This is a genomic window from Micromonospora sp. U21 (genome assembly GCF_018070045.1).
Classification (GTDB): domain Bacteria; phylum Actinomycetota; class Actinomycetes; order Mycobacteriales; family Micromonosporaceae; genus Micromonospora.
On sequence record NZ_JAGPYK010000001.1, the window covers coordinates 375,566 to 394,978 of the forward strand.

The 19,413-nt window shown below is 73.9% G+C and carries 21 protein-coding genes; 13 read left to right on the forward strand and 8 right to left on the reverse strand.

The features are described 5' to 3' along the window. Positions 1 to 15: 15 nt before the first annotated feature. On the reverse strand, positions 16 to 330 hold the full coding sequence (locus KBX63_RS01810) for an STAS domain-containing protein (RefSeq protein WP_210907127.1): 315 nt from the start codon (positions 328 to 330) through the stop codon (positions 16 to 18). A 95-nt stretch (positions 331 to 425) separates the two neighbouring features. Between KBX63_RS01810 and map the strand changes: the two genes are divergently transcribed. Together map and KBX63_RS01820 are read left to right on the forward strand one after the other, a co-directional pair. After that, a complete protein-coding gene (gene map, locus KBX63_RS01815; protein WP_210907129.1) occupies positions 426 to 1,283 on the forward strand; it encodes a type I methionyl aminopeptidase in 858 nt (285 codons plus the stop codon). Beyond that, positions 1,280 to 1,993 carry a VIT1/CCC1 transporter family protein gene (locus KBX63_RS01820; protein ID WP_210907131.1) on the forward strand — a complete coding sequence of 238 codons (714 nt, stop codon included), beginning with the start codon at positions 1,280 to 1,282 and terminating at the stop codon, positions 1,991 to 1,993. Before map ends, KBX63_RS01820 begins: the two co-directional genes overlap by 4 nt. Before the next feature lie 6 nt (positions 1,994 to 1,999). Here KBX63_RS01820 and KBX63_RS01825 read toward each other — a convergent pair whose 3' ends face one another. From KBX63_RS01825 to KBX63_RS01855, 7 genes are all read right to left on the reverse strand, one after another. Beyond that, entirely contained in the window at positions 2,000 to 2,737 is a 738-nt protein-coding gene (locus tag KBX63_RS01825; RefSeq protein WP_210907133.1) for a nucleotidyltransferase domain-containing protein, read from the reverse strand. Between the two features lie 34 nt (positions 2,738 to 2,771). Next, a complete protein-coding gene (locus tag KBX63_RS01830; RefSeq protein WP_210907160.1) occupies positions 2,772 to 3,272 on the reverse strand; it encodes a nitroreductase/quinone reductase family protein in 501 nt (166 codons plus the stop codon). Positions 3,273 to 3,336: 64 nt separating this feature from the next. Then, entirely contained in the window at positions 3,337 to 6,138 is a 2,802-nt protein-coding gene (locus KBX63_RS01835; RefSeq protein WP_210907162.1) for an FtsX-like permease family protein, read from the reverse strand. Beyond that, positions 6,135 to 6,869, reverse strand: a complete 735-nt coding sequence (locus tag KBX63_RS01840) for an ABC transporter ATP-binding protein (RefSeq protein WP_210907164.1) — start codon at positions 6,867 to 6,869, stop codon at positions 6,135 to 6,137. The genes KBX63_RS01835 and KBX63_RS01840 overlap by 4 nt, the downstream gene beginning before the upstream one ends. Continuing rightward, entirely contained in the window at positions 6,866 to 7,468 is a 603-nt protein-coding gene (locus KBX63_RS01845; RefSeq protein ID WP_210907166.1) for a PadR family transcriptional regulator, read from the reverse strand. Before KBX63_RS01845 ends, KBX63_RS01840 begins: the two co-directional genes overlap by 4 nt. A 52-nt stretch (positions 7,469 to 7,520) precedes the next feature. Then, entirely contained in the window at positions 7,521 to 7,958 is a 438-nt protein-coding gene (locus tag KBX63_RS01850; RefSeq protein ID WP_210907168.1) for a ferritin-like domain-containing protein, read from the reverse strand. After that, complete coding sequence (locus KBX63_RS01855) at positions 7,955 to 8,482, reverse strand: ferritin-like domain-containing protein (protein ID WP_247661445.1); 528 nt, start codon at positions 8,480 to 8,482, stop codon at positions 7,955 to 7,957. Before KBX63_RS01855 ends, KBX63_RS01850 begins: the two co-directional genes overlap by 4 nt. Positions 8,483 to 8,636: 154 nt before the next feature. Here KBX63_RS01855 and rimP point away from each other — a divergent pair, with 154 nt between their 5' ends. The 11 genes from rimP (at position 8,637) to truB (ending at position 19,412) form a co-directional block, all read left to right on the forward strand. After that, positions 8,637 to 9,323: a ribosome maturation factor RimP gene (rimP, locus tag KBX63_RS01860; RefSeq protein ID WP_210907171.1), complete on the forward strand. Its 687-nt coding sequence runs from the start codon at positions 8,637 to 8,639 to the stop codon at positions 9,321 to 9,323. Beyond that, positions 9,320 to 10,363: a transcription termination factor NusA gene (gene nusA, locus KBX63_RS01865; RefSeq protein ID WP_210907173.1), complete on the forward strand. Its 1,044-nt coding sequence runs from the start codon at positions 9,320 to 9,322 to the stop codon at positions 10,361 to 10,363. The genes rimP and nusA overlap by 4 nt, the downstream gene beginning before the upstream one ends. A gap of 16 nt (positions 10,364 to 10,379) precedes the next feature. Beyond that, positions 10,380 to 10,712 (forward strand): YlxR family protein, encoded by a 333-nt coding sequence (locus KBX63_RS01870; protein WP_210907176.1) that lies wholly within the window; start codon positions 10,380 to 10,382, stop codon positions 10,710 to 10,712. Between the two features lie 93 nt (positions 10,713 to 10,805). Further along, entirely contained in the window at positions 10,806 to 13,823 is a 3,018-nt protein-coding gene (infB, locus tag KBX63_RS01875) for a translation initiation factor IF-2 (protein ID WP_210907178.1), read from the forward strand. A 90-nt stretch (positions 13,824 to 13,913) separates the two neighbouring features. Further along, complete coding sequence (locus KBX63_RS01880) at positions 13,914 to 14,210, forward strand: DUF503 domain-containing protein (protein WP_210907179.1); 297 nt, start codon at positions 13,914 to 13,916, stop codon at positions 14,208 to 14,210. A 126-nt stretch (positions 14,211 to 14,336) separates the two neighbouring features. Beyond that, positions 14,337 to 14,819 (forward strand): 30S ribosome-binding factor RbfA, encoded by a 483-nt coding sequence (rbfA, locus tag KBX63_RS01885; protein ID WP_210907181.1) that lies wholly within the window; start codon positions 14,337 to 14,339, stop codon positions 14,817 to 14,819. After that, entirely contained in the window at positions 14,816 to 15,874 is a 1,059-nt protein-coding gene (locus tag KBX63_RS01890) for a bifunctional oligoribonuclease/PAP phosphatase NrnA (protein ID WP_210907183.1), read from the forward strand. The genes rbfA and KBX63_RS01890 overlap by 4 nt, the downstream gene beginning before the upstream one ends. A 118-nt stretch (positions 15,875 to 15,992) precedes the next feature. Beyond that, the gene (locus KBX63_RS01895) at positions 15,993 to 16,400 is read left to right on the forward strand and encodes a hypothetical protein (protein ID WP_210907191.1); all 408 of its coding nucleotides are present in this window, start codon (positions 15,993 to 15,995) and stop codon (positions 16,398 to 16,400) included. Next, entirely contained in the window at positions 16,400 to 16,609 is a 210-nt protein-coding gene (locus KBX63_RS01900) for a DUF6186 family protein (RefSeq protein WP_210907634.1), read from the forward strand. Before KBX63_RS01895 ends, KBX63_RS01900 begins: the two co-directional genes overlap by 1 nt. A gap of 549 nt (positions 16,610 to 17,158) precedes the next feature. After that, on the forward strand, positions 17,159 to 18,472 hold the full coding sequence (locus tag KBX63_RS01910; protein WP_210907193.1) for an MATE family efflux transporter: 1,314 nt from the start codon (positions 17,159 to 17,161) through the stop codon (positions 18,470 to 18,472). Between the two features lie 55 nt (positions 18,473 to 18,527). Further along, positions 18,528 to 19,412: a tRNA pseudouridine(55) synthase TruB gene (truB, locus tag KBX63_RS01915; RefSeq protein WP_210907195.1), complete on the forward strand. Its 885-nt coding sequence runs from the start codon at positions 18,528 to 18,530 to the stop codon at positions 19,410 to 19,412. The last annotated feature ends 1 nt before the right edge of the window (position 19,413 follow it).

The following is a 19,413-nucleotide window of genomic DNA, read 5'->3' on the forward strand; positions in this document are numbered from 1 at the left end:
CGGAGCGCGCGCCTCTCAGGCCGGGCTCAGCCAGCTCTGCTCGCCCAGACCGGAGATGTCCAGCACCCGACGAACCTGCCGGGACGGCAGCACGGTGAGGGTGCCGGGAAACTGCTGGGCGAGCCGGACCAGGGCGTGGATGGCGGCCGAGTCGAAGAAGGTGACCGCGCTCAGGTCGAGGGTGATCCGCTCGGCGGGCTCGCGCAGCGCGGTCTGGAGCATGGTGTCGGCCGTCGACATGTCGACCTCGCCGGCCACCACCACGTGGAGGTGGTCACCGTCGGTCTCCGCGCTGGCGGAGAAGACAGGTGGTGCTCCTCCTTGATCCACGCAGACACCATGGCACAGCCGACCTGGCAGGGCAACAACCGGTCCGGACCCGCCGTGGCGCGGGTCACCAGCGGGTCCGGCGATAGGCTTGGCGCATGACCGTCCGTCCGCCGCTGACCCCAGGCACGCTCTCCCCGATGCGACCGGTGCCCGCCCACATTCCCCGACCGGAGTACGTGGGCAAGAAGCGCCCCCAGGAGTGGCGCGGCTCGCACGTGCAGACGCCGGAGACCATCGAGAAGATGCGGATCGCCAGCCGGCTGGCCGCCCAGGCGACCCAACTCGCCGGTGAGCACTGCAAGCCGGGCGTGACCACCGACGAGATCGACCGGGTGGTGCACGAGTTCCTCTGCGACCACGACGCGTACCCGTCGACCCTCGGCTACAAGGGCTTCCCCAAGTCCTGTTGCACCAGCCTCAACGAGGTCATCTGCCACGGCATCCCGGACTCCACCGTCCTGAAGGACGGCGACATCATCAACGTCGACGTGACCGCGTACATCGGTGGGGTGCACGGCGACACCGACGCCACCTTCTGCGTCGGCGAGGTCAGCGAGGAGGCCCGGCAGCTGGTCGAGCGGACCCACGAGGCGATGATGCGCGGCATCCGCGCGGTCGCCCCGGGTCGGCAGATCAACGTGGTGGGCCGGGTCATCGAGTCGTACGCCAAGCGGTTCGGCTACGGCGTGGTCCGTGACTTCACCGGCCACGGCATCGGCGAGTCCTTCCACAGCGGGCTCTACGTGCCGCACTACGACAGCCCACGGCCCACCGACATCATGGAACCGGGGATGACGTTCACCATCGAGCCGATGATCACGCTGGGCACCTACCAGTACGACATGTGGGACGACGGATGGACCGTGGTCACCAAGGACCGGAAGTGGACGGCGCAGTTCGAGCACACCATCGTGGTGACCGACGACGGCCACGAGATCCTGACCCTGCCGTGACCGACACCCCGGCGGCCCTGCGCGAGGCGCACCACGCGGACGTGTCCGGCGGCTGGCTGCGCCCGGCCGTCTTCGGCGCGATGGACGGGCTGGTCACCAACATCGCCCTGATCGCCGGCGTCGGCGGCGGCGGGGTCTCGCCGCGCAGCATCGTGCTGACCGGCTCCGCCGGCCTGGTGGCCGGCGCGATCTCGATGGGACTCGGCGAGTACACCAGCGTGCGCTCGGCCAACGAGCAGGTCGCCGCCGAGGTGGCCAAGGAACGGCGCGAGCTGGAGCGGCACCCCGAGGCGGAGGCCCGCGAGCTGGCCGACGCGTGGGTGGCCCGCGGCCTGCCGCGGGACCTGGCCACCCAGGTCGCGGAAGCGGTGCGGCGCGACCCGGAGGAGGCGCTGCGGGTGCACGTCCGCGAGGAGCTGGGCGTCGACCCCGACGACCAGCCCAGCCCGTGGACGGCCGCGATCTCCTCGTTCCTGTTCTTCTCCGTGGGCGCGCTGGTGCCGCTGCTGACGTACCTGTTCGGCGCCACCGAGCTCTGGCTGGCGCTCGCCGTCGGCGGGCTCGGTCTGTTCGCCGCCGGAGCGGTGGTGGCCCGGTTCACCAACCGGTCCTGGTGGACCAGCGGGTTGCGCCAGCTGGTACTGGGCGCCGCCGCGGCCGCCGCCACCTACCTGATCGGCTCGCTGATCGGCGTGCAGGGCGGGCTGTGACGCCGGTCAGCCGGTGAGCAGCTCGTCGACCGTGCCGTCGACCGGGCGGCCACGGGCGGTGAGCTCCTCGGCCTGCCGGGCCAGCACCAACCCCACCTCGGTCATGTCCGCGCCGGCCAGCCCGGTGCGTCGCACCGCGTCCCCCGGGTCGCGGAAGTAGGTGCGGCTCAGCAGCCCCGTCACCGTGGCTGCGGCCAGCCGTGCCTCGCCGAGCATCAGCAGCGCCTGGTCCGTCTCGTACCACTCGGCCAACCGGGCGGCCCGGGCGTGGGCCGCGCTGCCCCGGTACCAGGCCTGCCGGGCCGCGGTGCTGAACTCCGCCGGCCGGGCCCGGGCCAGCCGACCGAGGTGCTCGTCGCGCAGCGTCGGCAGCCAGCCGGTCGGGTCGTGCAGCGCCCGGGTGGTGACGTACCGGTCCGCCGTCAGCGGCCACAGGGGGGAGAGCACCCGGGCCTGCCCGAGGTAGTCCTCGGCGGCGGCCACGGTCAGGTCGACCAGCACGCCGTCCACCCGCCGAGTCGCCGGTGGCGGGCCGGTGCCGGGTCGGTAGGTGACCACCAGTATTCCCACCTCGCGGTCCCCGCCGCCGTCGTCGTCGCCGTGCGCCAGCGGCCCGTGCACCGCGACCGCGAGCACGTCGGCCGGGAAACGCCGCCGGACCGCCTCGGCGACCTGCTCCGCCACCGTCCACCGTCGATCGTCGCGGCCCCGGTCGACACCGGTCTGTTCGCCCCTCGCGCTCACCGAGCCACCTCTCGCCTCGCGACTGAGCGCCAGCCTAGCCAGCCCGTGGCGGGTCAGCCGGCGCGCCGCGCCCGGTCGGCACCAGCCGGAAGATGCGAATCTCCCGGCCGCCGGCCCGCTGCACATACGTGCGGTACGCCGGCCACTCGGTCACCAGGAGCTGCCACAGCCGGTCCCGTTCCGCGCCGGTGGCCGGCTCGGCCCGTACCGGCACCCGGCGGCCCTTCACGTCCACCTCGGCGGCCGGCTCGGCGAGCAGGTTCATCGCCCAGCCGGGCTGGTGGGTCTGCCCCCAGTTGGAGCCGATCACCACGTACGCGTCACCGTCGGGCACGTAGAGCAGGGGATTGCTGCGCGGCTTGCCGGAGCGGCGGCCGGTCGTGGTGATCACCAGGGACGGGATCAGGCCGAGCGCGACCACCCGGCCCCGGGTGAGCCGGCCGACGATCCGGTCGGCGGGCACCAGGAGGCGGGCGGCGGCACCGAACCAGCGGTGGTGACCGACTCGACGGGTGAGGGTTCCCAGCACTGACACGCCGACAGTCTGGCGGCTGCCGCGTCCCGGCGGCACCCCCCGAACGCCCGCCGGAGCGCCCCGGTCAGTCCAGCCGCCGCTCGATCGGCAGCCGGGCGCGGGTGAACAGGCCCGCACCGAGCATCGCCACCACCGGCACCAGCACCAGGACGCCGAGCGCCGGCCACGGCACCAGGAACGGGTACGGCTCGCGCACCGGCCAGGCGGTGGCGTACTGCCGGTTGACCGAGAGCAGCACGATCGCGGAGGTGCCCAGCCCGGCGACGATGCCGAGCACCGAGCCGAGGCCGGCGATGATCCCGGCCTGGCAGATCGCCAGCAGCCGGCGTACCGCGGGGGCCGCACCGACCGCCGCGAGGGTGGACAGCTCGGCGCGCCCCTCGGCGGCGGCGAGCGCGGTGGCTATCCCGGCCGCGCCCACCGTGATCAGCCCGGCCGCCGCCGCGAGCAACAGGAGCAGCGGTGAGTTGTCGCGTGGCGCGGCCCCCTGCTCCACGCTCAACGAGAATGTCCCGAAGGACTGCAGGGCGGTGGCGAAGCGCTCCTGCCGGTGCACGTCCGGCGGGCTCGGGCTGCCTATCACCCAGCCGCTCGGGGACCAGCTCAGGCCGAGGTGCCGGGCCGCGGGCGGGGACAGCAGCAGGCTCGGCTGGCCGACCGCCGCGCTCAGCGCGTACGCGGGCAGTTCACCGGTGGTGACGATCGTCTTGTCCGACTTGCTCTCCACCCGGTTGACCCGCACGGTCACCCGGCCGTCGTGCAGATAGCGTCGGTCGGTCACCACCGCGCCCCCGGCGCGCAGCACCGCGGTGGCGGCGGCGGTCTCCGCCGAACCCGCGCCGGTGAGGAGGGGCAGTGCGCTGCCGTCGTCCACCAGCGTCCGCACGTAGCTGCCGTAGTAGACCTCGGCCGGGACCACACAGCGCGGGTCCGCCCGGGCCTGCCGACGCTCTCCCTCCGAGAGGCTGTCCCCGGGTCGCCAGGGGCAGGCCCGCTCCGGTGGCAGCTCCGGTTCGACAAAGCAGTAGCCGCCGGGGGTGGCCGGTGGTTTGCAGGCCGCGGCGTGCAGTGGGGCCACCGCCTCGGCATTCAGCTGCGCGCGGGCCGCCGTGGTGACCTGGGCCAGCGTGGGCGCGGGGTCCCGGGTCGGCTCGGACGGGCTGACCAGCACGTGACCGGTCGGCAGCATCGGCTGGTAGGCGCGCGCGTCGCGGGCCCCGTCGCTGGCCAGGTAGCCGCCGAGCGCGACGCTGCTGGCCACCGCCGCCATCACGGCGCAGATCGCCGGCGCGGCGGCGGCCCGGTTGCGGCTGGCGTCGCGCAGCGCGATCCGGGGCACCAGTGGCAGCACCCGGCCGAGGCGGGCGAGCGCGCCGATCAGGGTGGGCGTGCAGCAGACCAGGCCCAGCTCGCCGAGGATCAGGCCGGTCAGGATCACCGCCGGTGAGGTCTGCGTGGCCCCGAACGCCGCGAGCGCCGCCCCGCCGACCACCAGGGTCAGGCCGAGGACCAGCCACCGTGCCCGGGGCGGGGGCGGGGTGCGTCGCCCGGCGAGCCCGGCGATGACGTCCTGCCGGGCGGCGGTCCAGGCCGGTGCGAGCGCGGCGAGCACCCCGGCCAGCACCGCGACCACACCGAGCAGGACCAGTGCCGACGGCCAGCAGCGGTACCCGCCGAAGCGGGCGCCGAAGACGTACTGCTCGACCAGCGGGCGGCCGGCGAACGCGGCGCCGACGCCGAGCAGCAGGCCGGCGGCGGCGCCCAGCACACCCAGCACCACGCCGTCGGCGAGGACGACCCGACGAAGTTGGGCGGCGTCCCCTCCCGCCACCGCGACCAGCGCGAGGTCACGTCGCCGACGGCGGACGCCGACCGCGAAGGCCGGCCCGACCAGCAACACGACCTCCAGCAGCCCGAGGCCGGCGATCAGCACGCCGGTGCTCAGGTCGGCCGCGTCGGCCGGACCGATGAGCCCGGGCCAGCGCCGGGACGGTTCGACCGCCGGGCCGCTCGGGTGACGTGGGGTGACCAGTACGCCGCGTTCGTTGAGCCGGGACACCAGTGCCGGGTCGACGGCGCCGGGCACGTCCACCAGCCAGGTGCTGCTCGGCTCCGGATCGGTTCGGGGCATGGCAGCGGGGTGCAGCGCCACCACCGGGCCGAGATCGTCCGGGAATTCGACCACCCCGACCACGGTGTACGCCCTGGCCCCGTCGGCGGTCGCCACGGCCCCACCGAGGCGCAGGTCCAGGCGGCGGAGCGCCGCAGGGCTCACGGCGACCTCGCCGGGCTGCAGCGGCGCCCGTCCGGCCCGGAACCGCACCAGCCCCCGGGCCAACGGGTCGGTGAGGTCCAGGACCCGCCCTTCCACGTTCTCGTCGCGCTCGGGCCCGTGCACCGCCAGCGGGAGGGGTGCGCGCACCTCGGTGACCCGGCTGCCCGGGCGGAGCAGCGCGGTCACCTCGGAGGCGGTCGCCAGCCGACGGCCCGACGCGTGGTCACCGTCCCGGGGATACCAGCTGTCGCCCCACTCGTCCTGTCCGATGGGGGTGTCGGCGAGCCAGCGAAGCTCCGCGTCGGCGACACCGAGCCGGCGGTCGATCCGCTCCTGCGGGGTCAGGTCGGCCATGTCGTAGCTCGCCGCCAGGAAGGCCAGCACCAGCACCGGCAGGGCGATCATCGCGAGCACCAGGACGGTTCGCCGAGGGGCCCGGCGCGACTCCCGCCGGGCGATCCGCAGCGCCGCCCGCCAGGAGCCGATCAGCTCGGCGAACCGACGTCGGCCCGGTGGCGCGGGTGGCGCGACCGGCGGGGCCGCCGGGACATCGGCGCGGTCGGGGGCCCGCAGCACCCGGCGGATGGTCACCGGTCGCTGCCGGACAGCAGCTGCTCGACGCTGCCCAGCGGCGCCGTCGTGTCGACCAGCACCCCGTCGCGCAGGAACACCACCCGGTCGGCCCAGCCGGCGTGCCGCGCCTCGTGGGTGACCAGAACGCCGGCGGCGCCCGCGTCGACCCGGCGGCGCAGCAGGTGCAGCACGGCCTCGCCGGTCTGCGAGTCCAACGCCCCGGTCGGCTCGTCGGCGAGCACCAGTCGCCGCTCGCCGACCAGCGCCCGGGCGATGGCCACCCGCTGCTGCTGGCCGCCGGAGAGCTGGTCGGGGAACCGGTCGCCCAGCGCCGGCAGGCCCACCTCGGTCAGCGCGGCGAGGGCCGCGGCGCGGGCCCGGCGCCCGCCGGTGCCGTCGAGCTCCAGCGGGAGCGCGACGTTCTCCAGCGCGCTCAGGCTGCCCAGCAGGTTGAGCTGCTGGAAGATGTAGCCGATCCGGCGACGGCGCAGCTGGGCCAGTCCTCTGCGGTCCAAGGCCCCCAACGGCTGCCCCTCGACCCGGACCTCGCCGCCGGTCGGGCGGTCCAGCCCGCCGGCGAGGGCCAGCAGCGTCGACTTGCCGGAGCCGGACGGCCCCATCACGGCGACCAGTTCACCCGGCCGGACGACCAGGCTGACGCCGCGCAGGGCGTGCACCGCCGCGGGGCCGGCCCCGTGGGTGCGGTGGACGGCGCGTAGCTCCAGCACCGCGTCGCCCGCTCCGCTCACCGTCGCGCCTCCTCGTCGGCCCACCGCGCCGCGTCGGACGCGCCGGCGTCGCCCGGTCTCGGCACGGGTGGCCCGGGCGCCCCGGGTTGGTGCCGCACCAGACTGCTTTCGCAGTGGTCCAGCCAGCGCACCTCCGCCTCGGCCTGGAACACCATCGAGTCCAGCACCAGCCGCCAGGGCAGGTCCTCCGGCCGGTCGCTGCCGTACTTCAACCGGGTCAACTCCTGCAACGCCCGCATCGTCGCGCTGCGCTGGGCCTGCACCACCGAGCGGACGTCCACGCCGGGGGTGGTCAGCGCCAGCGCCAGCTTGATCGCCAGCTCGTCACGGGGACGGTCGGTACGGCTGACCGGGGTGGCGAACCACAGCGCCAGGTCCGCCCGGCCGGCGTCGGTGATCTCGTACGGCCGTTGGCCGGCCTCGCTCTCCGGCAGCGGGCGCACCAGACCGTCCCGTTCGAGGCGGGACAGCGTGGTGTAGACCTGCCCGATGTTCAGCGGCCAGGTCGAGCCGGTCGACTCCTCGAACGCGGCGCGCAGCTGGTAGCCGTACATCTGGCCGCGTTCGAGCAGGGCGAGCAACCCGTGACGGATGGACATGGCAACGGAGTATGCATACCTGGTATGCGCTCCGCAACCGCGGAGAGCCCGTTCAGGTCGGGCGGCCGGGAAACGCGACAGTCGGCGGGGTGAGCCTGGCGGCCTTCCGCCACCTCGTGGCGCGCACGGCGTACTCGACCAGGGCGGCCAGCGCCTGGTCCCGGTCGGCGCCGGTGGTGGAGGCCAACGCGGCCCGCCAGTGCGCCGCGGTGCGCTCCTCCACCTCGACGGCCAGGCGCAACGCGCTCGCCCGGTCGGTGACCGGGAACGGCAGCGCGTACCCGGCACGGTCCGGCGGCACGGTGCTGCCGGCGGTGCTGAGCTGCACCACCAGCGCGTCACGCCGGCGTCGGTGCACGGCCTCCGCCTGGTGCGCGGCGTCCCGGGCCGCCCCGGTGAGCCGGACGCCGATCCGCCCGTAGGCGTAGATGGCCGCGTACTCGGCGGAGAGGGCGGTGGCGAGCGCCTCCTCGGCGGACGGTTGCCTCACTTCAGTGCCTCCTGGTGGGTGGCCCGGGCGGCGACGATCGACCCGAGCAGCGCCGCCCGTTCCGCCGGGGCGGAGGCGCAAGCGACGGTGGCGGACCGCTGGCCGGTCTTCTCCAGCGCCCGCAGGGCGGCCAGCGCGCCGGCCGGGTCGGTCGCCGGGGCGATGGTCGGGTGTGCGGCGGGCGCCGACGGCACCGCGACGCCGATCACCCGGGCCAGCTCGGTGGCGTGCGCGGTGTGCGCCTCGGCGATCGGGTTGAGCCGGTCGGCCAGGTCCGGGTGCGCCGCGGCGCTCGCCCGGTGCGCCGCGGCCAGCCCGAGCGACTCGTCGACCATGGGCCGCAGCGGGTCCGGTGGCGGCGCCGGCTCGTCGTCACGGTCGAAAAGATCACAGCCGGTCAGCGGCACCGCGGCGCCGCCGAGCGCCAGCAGCACCCCGGCACGCAGGAGCTTTCGCCGGGAATGCCCGGATGCCTGGTCGCGCTGTGTCGTTCTGCCGATCCCCACCGGGCAAGTCAACACCATCCGCGCCGCTCCGGGGGCCACCGGCGTCGGTGCGCCGCCCGGCCCGCCGACGGGCAGGCGCGTTACGCTCTGCGCAGCCACCGGCGCGTCCGCTCCGGTGGCGTGCCGGCATGGCGGGACGAGCGGGACCGTCGACCAGGGAAAGGGTGCGGAGATGACGCAGCGTGGCCGTGCCACCAGGTCGACAGGTCGACCCCGCGACGGCGCGGGCCCCCGCGGTGGTGATCTCGCCGCGCGGCGTACCCGGTTGCGGGCTGTGATCGAGCCGGTGGTCAACGGCGTCGGCTACGACCTGGAGGACCTGTCGGTCTCCCGGGCCGGCCGGCGGCACGTGGTGCGGGTGATCGTGGACGCCGACGGCGGGATCGACCTGGACGCCGTCGCGGACGTCTCCCGCGCCGTCTCGGCCGCGCTGGACGCCGCCGAGGAGACCGGCGGCGACATCGTCGCCGGGGAGTACCAGCTGGAGGTCAGCTCGCCGGGAGTGGACCGGCCGCTCACCCTTCCCCGGCACTGGCGGCGCAACGTGGGGCGGCTGGTCAAGGTCACCGTCCGGGGCGCGGCCGCGCTGCCCGGCCAGCGCGGTGAGCAGCCTGCCGGGGACCGTCAGCTGACCGGCCGGGTGGTCGGCGCCGACGACGAGGGCGTGCAGTTGGAGACCGACGACGGTCGAGCCTCCCTGGCGTACGCCCAGCTGGGGCCGGGCCGGGTGCAGGTCGAGTTCACCAGGCTCGCCGAGCTGGGCGAGCCGGACGAGTTCGACGACGCGGACGAGACTGACGAGATCGACGATTCAGACGACATCGACGACGAAGATGATGTGGAGGACGAGGAGAGGTGAACATCGACCTCGCGGCGCTGCGCGCACTCGAGCGCGAGCGGGAGATCCCGTTCGACACGATTCTCGCGGCGATCGAGACCGCGTTGCTGACCGCCTACCGGCACACCGACGGCGCCGAGCCGCATGCCCGGGTGGAGATCGACCGCAAGTCCGGCGCCGCCCTGGTGTACGCGCAGGAGATGGACGAGGACGGCACCCTGGTGCGGGAGTGGGACGACACCCCGCACGACTTCGGCCGGATCGCCGCCATGACCGCCAAGCAGGTGATCCTCCAGCGGCTGCGGGAGGCCACCGACGAGGTGCACTTCGGCGAGTACGTCGGCCGCGAGGGTGACCTGGTCACCGGCGTGGTGCAGGCGCACGAGACGCGGATCGAGAAGGGCATTGTCAGCGTCGACCTGGGCAAGCTGGAGGGCGTGCTGCCGCAGTCTGAGCAGGTGCCCGGCGAGCGGTACGCGCACGGCGAGCGGATCCGCTGCGTGGTGGTGCACGTGGCCAAGGGCATGCGCGGACCGCAGATCACCCTGTCCCGGTCGCACCCGGCGCTGGTCAAGAAGCTGTTCGCGCTGGAGGTGCCGGAGATCGCCGACGGCACGGTGGAGATCGGCGCGATCGCCCGTGAGGCAGGTCACCGTACGAAGATCGCCGTACGCTCCACCATCCCCGGCGTGAACGCCAAGGGCGCCTGTATCGGCCCGATGGGCCAGCGGGTGCGCGCGGTGATGAGCGAGCTGCACGGTGAGAAGATCGACATTATCGACTGGTCGGACGACCCGGCGACCTTCGTCGGCTACGCGTTGTCGCCGGCCAAGGCGCTGCGGGTCGAGGTGGTGGACCTGGCCGCCCGGGCCGCCCGGGTGACCGTTCCGGACTTCCAGCTCTCTCTCGCCATCGGGCGGGAGGGGCAGAATGCCCGCCTCGCGGCCCGATTGACCGGTTGGCGGATCGACATCCGGTCCGACGCGGAGCAGACCAGCCCGGCCGTGCGCGGGGCAGCTGATCACGTGCCGGAACCGGGCGGCGCGATCTCGGGCAGCTAGGGGTAGACTTCCTCCAGTGGTACGACGCGTGCAGCCGGAGCGCACCTGTGTGGGTTGCCGGCAACGCGCGCCGGCCAGCGAATTGCTGCGGATCGTCGCGATCGGGGACGAGGCTGGTCACAGTCTCCGGCCCGATCCGCTCCGCAGGCTGCCGGGTCGGGGAGCGAACATGCACCCGGATCCGGCCTGCTTCGCGCTGGCGGTGCGGCGCCGCGCCTTCGGGCGTGCGCTGCGCATCACCGAGGTCCTTGACCACGGTGTGCTGGCGGAGCACGTCGATGCGCCAACCACTACGTCCGGTCAGCCCGACCGGGCGAGGGTCGCTAGCAAGGTAGGACGACCGACATGAGCACACGATGAAGTCCCTGAAATGACCAGGCTTCAAGTGCACGAGTGAGGTCGCTGCGGGTACTGCCCGCACGACCTCGGAGTGAGGAGTGCAGTGGCAGGCAAGGCCCGCGTACACGAGCTTGCAAAAGAGCTCGGGGTCGAGAGTAAGACCGTTCTCGCCAAGCTGAAGGAAATGGGCGAGTTCGTGAAGTCCGCGTCCAGCACCGTCGAGGCGCCCGTCGCCCGACGGCTGCGTAACGCATTCGTCGCGTCCGCCGGTACTCCGGCGCCGGCCGCCCCGTCGGCGCCCGCGCCGGCGCCGGCTTCGACCCCGACGCCGTCCCCGACCCCGGGCGCGCCTCGGGTCTCGGCCAAGCCGATGCCGCCACGGCGGCCGGCCGCGCCGGCCCCGGGTCCGAAGCCGAAGGGTCCGGTGCCTGGTGCGCCGCAGCCGGCGGCCCCGGCTCCGGTCGCCAAGCCGGCGAGTGCCCACGACATCGAGGTGGCGGCCGCAGAGGCGCGTGCCGCCGCGCTGAAGGCTGAGCAGGAGGCCGCGGTCAAGGCCGCGCAGGCCGCCCGCCAGCAGCAGCGGGACAACGTCCGCCGGGAGCCTCCGGCCGACGGTAACCGCCCCGGCCCCGGCCCTCGGCCGGGTCCCACGGCGATGCCGCCCCGTCCCGGTTCGCCGGCCGCCCGTCCGGGCACGCCGGCTCCCGGTCCGGGTGCCCGGCCGGGCGGTCGCCCGCCGGCGCGCGGCGCCGGTAACAACCCGTTCGGCATCCAGGGTGGCCAGCAGCGGCCGCCGGCCGCCGGCGCGGGTGGCCCGCGGCCCAACACCCCGGCGGGCATGCCGCCGCGGCCGAGCCCGGCTTCCATGCCGCCGCGGCCCAGCCCGGCGTCCATGCCGAGCCAGCGTCCGGCTGCCGGTCGCCCCGGCCCCGGTGGCGGCGCAGGCCGTCCCGGTGGTGGCGCAGGTCGTCCCGGTGGCGGTGGCGGTGGTTTCCGTGGCGGTCCCGGCGGTGGCGCCGGTGGCGGTGGCGGTTACCGCGGCGGCCCCGGTGGCGGCGCAGGTGCCGGCGGTGGCGGTGGCTACCGTGGCGGCCCCGGCGGCGGTGGCGGTGCTCCCGGTGGCGGTTTCCGTCCGGGTGCTCCGGCCGGTGGTGGCGGTCGTCCGGGTGCGGGCGGTCGTGGCCGTGGCGGTGGCGCCGCGGGTGCCTTCGGGCGTCCGGGTGGCCGGCCGACGCGCGGTCGCAAGTCCAAGAAGCAGCGCAGACAGGAGTTCGACAACCTGTCGGCCCCGACCATGAGCTCGGGTGCTCCCCGGGGTCAGGGTCAGGTCGTCCGGCTCTCCCGTGGCGCTTCGCTGTCGGACTTCGCCGACAAGATCAACGCCAACCCGGGTTCGCTGGTCCAGGAGATGTTCAACCTGGGCGAGATGGTCACCGCGACCCAGTCCTGCTCTGACGACACCCTGCAGCTGCTGGGTGAGCACCTCGGATTCGACATCCAGATCGTCAGCCCGGAGGACGAGGACCGCGAGCTGCTCGCGCAGTTCAACATCGACCTCGACGCGGAGGTGGCCGAGGAGCGTCTGGTCAGCCGTGCGCCGGTGGTGACCGTCATGGGTCACGTCGACCACGGTAAGACCAAGCTGCTCGACGCGATCCGCAAGGCGAACGTCGTGGCCGGCGAGGCCGGTGGCATCACCCAGCACATCGGTGCCTACCAGGTCCACGTGCCGCACGACGGCGTGGACCGCGCGGTGACCTTCATCGACACCCCGGGTCACGAGGCGTTCACCGCCATGCGTGCTCGTGGTGCGCAGGTGACGGACATCGTGATCCTGGTGGTCGCGGCCGACGACGGCGTGATGCCGCAGACGATCGAGGCGTTGAACCACGCCAAGGCGGCCGACGTGCCGATCGTGGTCGCGGTCAACAAGGTCGACAAGCCGGAGGCCAACCCGGACAAGGTTCGCCAGCAGCTGACCGAGTACGGCCTGGTCGCCGAGGAGTACGGCGGCGAGACCATGTTCGTCAACGTGGCCGCGAAGCCGGGCATCGGCATCGAGGAGCTGCTCGAGGCTGTCCTGCTGACCGCCGACGCGTCGCTGGAGCTGACCGCTCCGATCGACGGGCCGGCGCAGGGTGTGGCCATCGAGGCGCACCTGGACAAGGGCCGCGGTGCGGTGGCGACGGTGCTGGTGCAGAAGGGCACCCTGCGGGCGGGCGACTCGATCGTCGCCGGTGGGGCGCACGGCCGGGTCCGCGCCATGCTCGACGAGAACGGCAACCAGGTCGCCGAGGCCGGGCCGGCGCGTCCGGTCATGGTCCTGGGTCTGACCGCGCCGCCCGGCGCGGGTGACACGTTCCTCGCCGCGGCGGACGACCGTACGGTGCGGCAGATCGCCGAGCAGCGCCAGGCGCGGCGGCGGGCGGCGGCATTCGCCAACTCCCGTGGTCGGGCCACTCTCGAGACGCTCATGGAGCAGCTCAAGGAGGGCGAGAAGACGTCGCTCAACCTCATCCTCAAGGGCGATGGCTCCGGTTCGGTGGAGGCCCTGGAGGACGCGCTGTTCAGCCTCGACATTCCCGAGGAGGTCCAGCTCAAGGTCCTCGACCGGGGCGTCGGCGCGATCACCGAGAGCAACGTCATGCTCGCGAGCGCCTCGTCCGAGCCGGTCACGATCATCGGCTTCAACGTGCGGGCCTCGAACAAGGTCCGTGAGATAGCCGACCGCGAGGGCGTGGAGATCCGGTACTACACCGTCATCTACCAGGCCATCGAGGAGATCGAGGCTGCGCTCAAGGGCCTGCTCAAGCCGGAGTACGAGGAGGTCGAGCTGGGCAGCGCGGAGATCCGCGACGTCTTCCGCTCGTCCAAGATCGGCAACATCTCCGGTTGTATCGTCCGGTCGGGTGTCATCCGGCGCAACGCGAAGGCGCGCCTGCTTCGGGACGGGACGGTCGTGGCGGACAACCTCACGATCACCTCGCTGAAGCGGTTCAAGGACGACGCCACGGAGGTCCGCGAGGGCTTCGAGTGTGGTCTGACCCTGGGTGGTTACAACAACGTCCAGGTCGGCGACATCATCGAGACCTTCGAGATGCGGGAGAAGGTTCGCGCCTGATCCGGCAGTGACACGCTGATCAAGGGGTTTACGCCACTCGGCGTAAACCCCTTGATCATGCGGGGCGGGTTGGCGGTATCGTCCGGGGCGATGTTCACCGGAACCGCGGTCTTCGACCTGCTGCTGCCGGGCGACTCCCGGTCGCTCAAAGCCAAGAGATCATATGTACGGCCGATCGTGGCGGCGCTGCGCCGTTTCGAGGTGTCGGCCGCCGAGGTGGGAGCGCTCGACCTGCGCGGTCGAGCGCAGATAGCGGTGGCCGTGGTGGCCGCCGAGGCGGCGCACGTCCGCGAGGTGCTGGATTCCTGCGAGCGCCTGGTGGCCGGTCGCCCCGAGGCCGAGCTGCTGTCGGTCCGGCGCCGGTTGTACGGCGCGGAGGACGACTGACCAGGGTGCCGGCGGTGCCGGGCGACCCGGCCGGTCGCGAAGGTAATGTTCGAGATGTTGGCCGGTCGGCCGGCGGCCCGCGGGTCGCCGCGTCGGCCGGGAGCAGGACGCCGTGGAGGTGGCGAGATGTCTGATCCGGCCAAGGTACGCCGGCACGCGGAACGGGTGCGTGAGCTGGTCGCGTCGGTGGTGCGGAGCCAGATCAAGGACCCGCGGCTCGGCATGATCACCATCACCGACGCCCGGATCACCGCAGACCTGCGCGACGCGACGGTCTTCTACACGGTGCTCGGGGACGCGGTGGCCCAGGCGGACACGGCGGCGGCGCTGGAGAGCGCTAAGGGGCTGCTGCGCAGCACCGTCGGCAAGGCGCTCGGGCTGCGGCACTCGCCGACGCTCACCTTCGTCCTGGACGACGTGCAGGACCAGGTCAAGCACATCGACGACCTGCTCGCCGCGGCCCGCAACGCGGACGCCGAGGTGCAGCGGCTCGCCGCTCAGGCGAAGTACGCGGGCGAGGCGCAGCCGTACCGGGTCGACGAGGACACGGACGAAGCCGACGAGGGCGCCGAGGTCCCGGAGAACCCACGGGGTGGGGAAGCGCGGTGACCGGCACCGCCGGCTCCCAGCTCGCCACGGCGGTCGGTGCCGGCCCCACCCAGGCGGACTGGGCGGCGGCCGAGGCGCTGGTGCGCGCCCTTCCGCCGACCGGCCGGGTGCTGCTGATCTGCCACGTCAACCCGGACGGCGACGCGCTGGGCAGCATGCTCGGCTTCGGCCTGGGCCTGCGTCAGCTCGGCGTACGCCACCTGCAGGCGACCTTTCCCGGGCCGCCGGAGGTGCCCGAGCCGTTCCGGGGGATGCCCGGGCTGGACCTGCTGGTCCCGGCCAGCGCCGCGGATCCCGACCCGGACCTGGTGATCTGCTTCGACGCGGCGAGCGAGTCGCGCCTCGGTGAGCTGGTCGGGCGGTTGTCGTCCGCGCGCGCCGCGCTGGTGCTCGACCACCACGCCTCGAACACCGGCTTCGGCACGGTCAACCTGGTCGACCCGGCCGCCGCGGCGACCTCCGTGGTGGCCGATGAGCTGCTGGCCCGGCTCGGTGTGCCGCTGGACCGGGCCATCGCGGAGTGCCTCTACGTGGCACTGACCACGGACACGGGCTCGTTCCGGTTCGAGGCGACCACCCCGGCGGTGCACCAGCTGGCCGCCCGGCTGCTGGCCACCGGCATCTCACCGGGTGACATCTCCCGGCGGGTCTTCGACACCCGCCCCTTCGGCGCGGTCCGGCTCTTCGGCGAGGTGCTGGGCCGGGCCCGGCTGGAGCCGGCCGAGGCGGACGGTCGGGGGCTGGTGTGGACCTTCGCCACCCTCGACGACCTGGCCCGGCACGACCAGCGGCCGTACGTGCTGGAGGCGTTGATCGACTCGGTGCGGTGCACCGCCGAGGCGGACGTGAGCTGCGTGCTGAAGCAGACCACGCCCGGCGAGTGGGCCGTTTCGATGCGCAGCAAGGGCGCGGTCGACGTCAGCCGGGTGGCGGTCGCGCTGGGCGGTGGCGGCCACAGGTTCGCGGCCGGGTTCACCGGTCGGGGGACGGTCGAGCAGGTGGTCGAGGCGATCCGTGGCCAGTTGGACGCGGCGCTGATCCGCCCCGGCGGCTGACCGAGCCCCCGCGCTGTCGTACGGGACGGCAAAGGCCGCCCGGCGACAGGCAAGATCAGGGTCAACTCCGGGGAGTGTTGGTCTTCCCGCGTTCGGTGAGACCGGGAAGAATTGCGGGATGGAGCAGCCGCACGACCTCACCGTGGAGGCCCCCCGCGCCTGGGACCGGCCTGCCGTCTCCGTACCGGTCCTCGTCTGCCTGTCGCTCGTCGGTGGCCGGTTCGCGTCATTCTCCACCGAGGCCAACCTCTTCACCCTCGGCACCGGCGGGGTGCTGATCTGGCTCGGTCTGAGCAACCGGGTGCCCCGTCGCCCGGCGCCGCGCCGGCTGGGCACGGGCGCGGCCTGGTGGGCGCTGCCGGTGGTGGTCTTCGGGGTCTTCGAAGGCGTCACCTTCGTGCTGGCGGTGGGCGACGACTTCCCCACCTTCTCCCGGCTGGCCGATCCCCTGCTGGAAGATCACCTGACCCGGTCGGCGGTGTGGTTCGCCTGGCTGGCCGCGTTCTGGGGGTTGGTGCGGCGATGATGCGTGTGCTCGCGATCGGCGGCTTCCTCATCGCACTGGCCCTCTTCGGCGTGGTCGAGTGGTTGGCCCGGCGGGAGGGCTCGCGGATCCCGACGCTGGGCGAGGTCTGCGCGTACGTGATGCGCTACGAGGTCGGCCCGGTGCCGGTGGGCCGGATCGGTCTGTTCGGCTTCTGGTGGTGGCTGGGCTGGCACTTTCTGGCCCGCTGAGCCGGGTCACGGTCTGTCCAGATGGCGGGAATCGTGAGCAGTATGTGGACCTGAACGATAGCTTGGGAGGCGGCCGGCGCCGTGTCGCGGTGCAGGTCACGGGTGGTGGTGCCACACCTCGTGCCGCCTCCCTCCAGGGTCGGACCGACCCGGGCTCATGCCGCCCAGCCGGCTGCTCCGGTAACCCCGGACCGCCGTGGGGCGCTCAGCACGACCGCCCGTGAGGGCCGCCGCGTGCCGGTGGCTCGCACCCTGGAAGGAGCGCCGCCATGCCGAACAAGCCCAAGCCGGAGACCACCGAGGACGCCCGCGAGCAGGCCCGCCGCGCGCTGCAGACGTCGATGGACACCCGTCAGTGACCCGACCCGTCCGGCGGTGACGCCGCCGACGGCCTCCGTCCACGACGTCACCGTCCCACCGGCCTCGTCCCGCCCGGGCCGCGCCACGCACTGATCCCGCACCCGCCCCACGGGTAGCCCCGCCGGTCATCGCTGGTAAGTGCCGGCTGTCCTTGTGATCCTTACCGAGCTCGTGACAGGATCGCCGGCGATGGACACCAGCACGCTTGCCGCGTCGCCCCGCCGGATCGCCGGCCTCGCCCTGCCCGCCCTCGTGGTGCTGGCCGCCGAACCGCTCTACGTGCTGGTCGACACGGCCGTGGTCGGTCACCTCGGCCGGGTGCCGCTGGCCGCGCTCGCCGTCGGCGGCACGGTCATGACGCTCACCGCGTGGCTCGGCACCGTGGTCGCGTACGGCACCACCGGGCGTTCGGCCCGCCGCTTCGGCGCCGGCGACCGGGCGGCGGCGGTGGCCGAGGGCGTCCAGTCGTCCTGGCTGGCGTTCGGTGTCGGGCTGCTGGTCGCCATCGGCATGCAGCTCGGCGGCGGTGCGCTCGCACGTACCCTCGCCGGAGGTGGTGGCGAGGTGGCCGACGCCGCCGCGCAGTGGCTGCGCATCGCGGCGCTCGGCGCCCCCGGCCTGCTGCTCGCCGCCGCCGGCAACGGCTGGCTGCGCGGAGTGCAGGACACCCGCCGCCCACTGGTCTTCGTGCTCGGCCCCAACCTGCTCTCCGCACTGCTCTGCCCGCTGCTGGTCTACCCCGCTGGGCTCGGCCTGGTGGGTTCCGCCGTGGCGAACGTGATCGCGCAGACGCTCGCCGGGGTGCTCTTCGCCGCGGCGCTGGTCGCCGAGCGGGTGTCGCTGCGCCCCCGGCCCCGGCTGATCCGCCAGCAGTTGGTGCTCAGCCGGGACCTGCTGATCCGGGGCGTGGCGTTCCAGGCCAGCTTCCTCTCCGCGACCGCCGTCGCCGCCCGCTTCGGCGCCGCCGCCGTCGGCGCCCACCAGATCGCGCTCCAGCTCTGGTTCTTCACCGCGCTGGTGCTCGACGCGCTGGCCATCGCCGCGCAGTCCCTGGTGGGCGCCGCACTCGGGGCTGGCGACGAGGCGGGCGCCCGGGCGCTGGCCCGACGGATCGCACTGTTCGGCGGTATCTGCGGCGTCGGCTTCGCGCTGCTCATCGCCGCCGGCGCCGGCGTCGTGCCGTCGGTGTTCAGCTCCGACCCCGGGGTACGCGAGCAGGCCATGGTGGCCTGGCCCTGGTTCGTGGCCATGCAGCCGCTGGCCGGGGTGGTGTTCGCACTCGACGGCGTGCTGATCGGCGCCGGCGACGTGCGCTACCTGCGCAACCTCACCATCGTGGCGGCGCTCGGCGGCTTCCTGCCCGCCATCTGGCTGGCGTACGGGCTCAACCTGGGGCTGGGCGGCATCTGGGCGGGGCTCACCCTGTTCGTGGTGATCCGGCTGGTCGCCCTGCTGCTGCGAATGCGCACCGGCGCCTGGGCCGTCGTCGGCGCCGTCCGCTGAGGCAGGGCCCGCCCAGACACTCCGGCGTCCGGGGCGTCTGGCAGGCTTGGCCGACGTGAGCACCGATGGTCTGATCGTGGTCGACAAATCCGGCGGCATGACGTCGCACGACGTGGTGGCGCGGATCCGCCGACTGGCGAAGACCCGGCGGGTCGGGCACGGCGGCACCCTCGACCCGATGGCCACCGGCGTGCTGGTGATCGGCGTGGGCCGGGCCACCCGGCTGCTGACCTACGTGATCGGCGCCGGCAAGAGCTACACCGGCACCATCCGGCTCGGCCAGGCCACCGTCACCGACGACGCCGAGGGCGACGTGATCGCCACCACCCCGGCCGGTCAGGTCACCGACGACGCGATCCGGGACGCGCTGACCGCGTTGACCGGCGAGATCGACCAGGTGCCCAGCGCGGTCAGCGCCATCAAGATCGACGGTCAGCGGGCGTACAAGCGGGTGCGCGACGGGGAGAGCGTCGAGCTGCCGGCGCGGCGGGTCACCATCTCCCACCTGGAGGTGCTGGCGATCCACCGCACCGAGGCGGACGTGGTGGACGTGGACATCGACGTCACCTGCACCTCCGGCACGTACATCCGGGCCATCGCCCGGGACGCGGGCCTGGCGCTCGGAGTCGGTGGGCACCTGACCGCGCTGCGTCGGACCGCGGTGGGCGGCTTCACCCTCGCCGAGGCGGCCACCCTCGACGAGCTGGAGCAGCGCGCCCCGGACGTGGTCAACCTGCCGCTCGACGCGGCGGCCGACCGGTTCTTCCCACGCCGGGAGGCGACGCCCGACGAGGCGCGGGTGCTCGCCCACGGCGGGCCGCTGGACCCGGCCGGCCTCGCCGGGCCGTACGCCGTCTTCGGGCCGGCGGGCGGCCTGATCGCTATCGTCAGCGAGCGGGACGGGCGGGCCCGGGCGGAGATCGTGCTCGCCCCAGCCTGAC

What these genes read in the sequence shown, in the direction of transcription:
- map (WP_210907129.1), top strand. Translation starts at nt 426, where the DNA reads ATGACCGTCCGTCCGCCGCTGACCCCAGGCACGCTCTCCCCGATGCGA.
- KBX63_RS01845 (WP_210907166.1), bottom strand. Translation starts at nt 7,468, where the DNA reads ATGTCCATCCGTCACGGGTTGCTCGCCCTGCTCGAACGCGGCCAGATG.
- KBX63_RS01855 (WP_247661445.1), bottom strand. Translation starts at nt 8,482, where the DNA reads ATGGTGTTGACTTGCCCGGTGGGGATCGGCAGAACGACACAGCGCGAC.
- rimP (WP_210907171.1), top strand. Translation starts at nt 8,637, where the DNA reads ATGACGCAGCGTGGCCGTGCCACCAGGTCGACAGGTCGACCCCGCGAC.
- KBX63_RS01880 (WP_210907179.1), top strand. Translation starts at nt 13,914, where the DNA reads ATGTTCACCGGAACCGCGGTCTTCGACCTGCTGCTGCCGGGCGACTCC.
- rbfA (WP_210907181.1), top strand. Translation starts at nt 14,337, where the DNA reads ATGTCTGATCCGGCCAAGGTACGCCGGCACGCGGAACGGGTGCGTGAG.
- KBX63_RS01895 (WP_210907191.1), top strand. Translation starts at nt 15,993, where the DNA reads ATGGAGCAGCCGCACGACCTCACCGTGGAGGCCCCCCGCGCCTGGGAC.
- KBX63_RS01900 (WP_210907634.1), top strand. Translation starts at nt 16,400, where the DNA reads ATGCGTGTGCTCGCGATCGGCGGCTTCCTCATCGCACTGGCCCTCTTC.
- KBX63_RS01910 (WP_210907193.1), top strand. Translation starts at nt 17,159, where the DNA reads ATGGACACCAGCACGCTTGCCGCGTCGCCCCGCCGGATCGCCGGCCTC.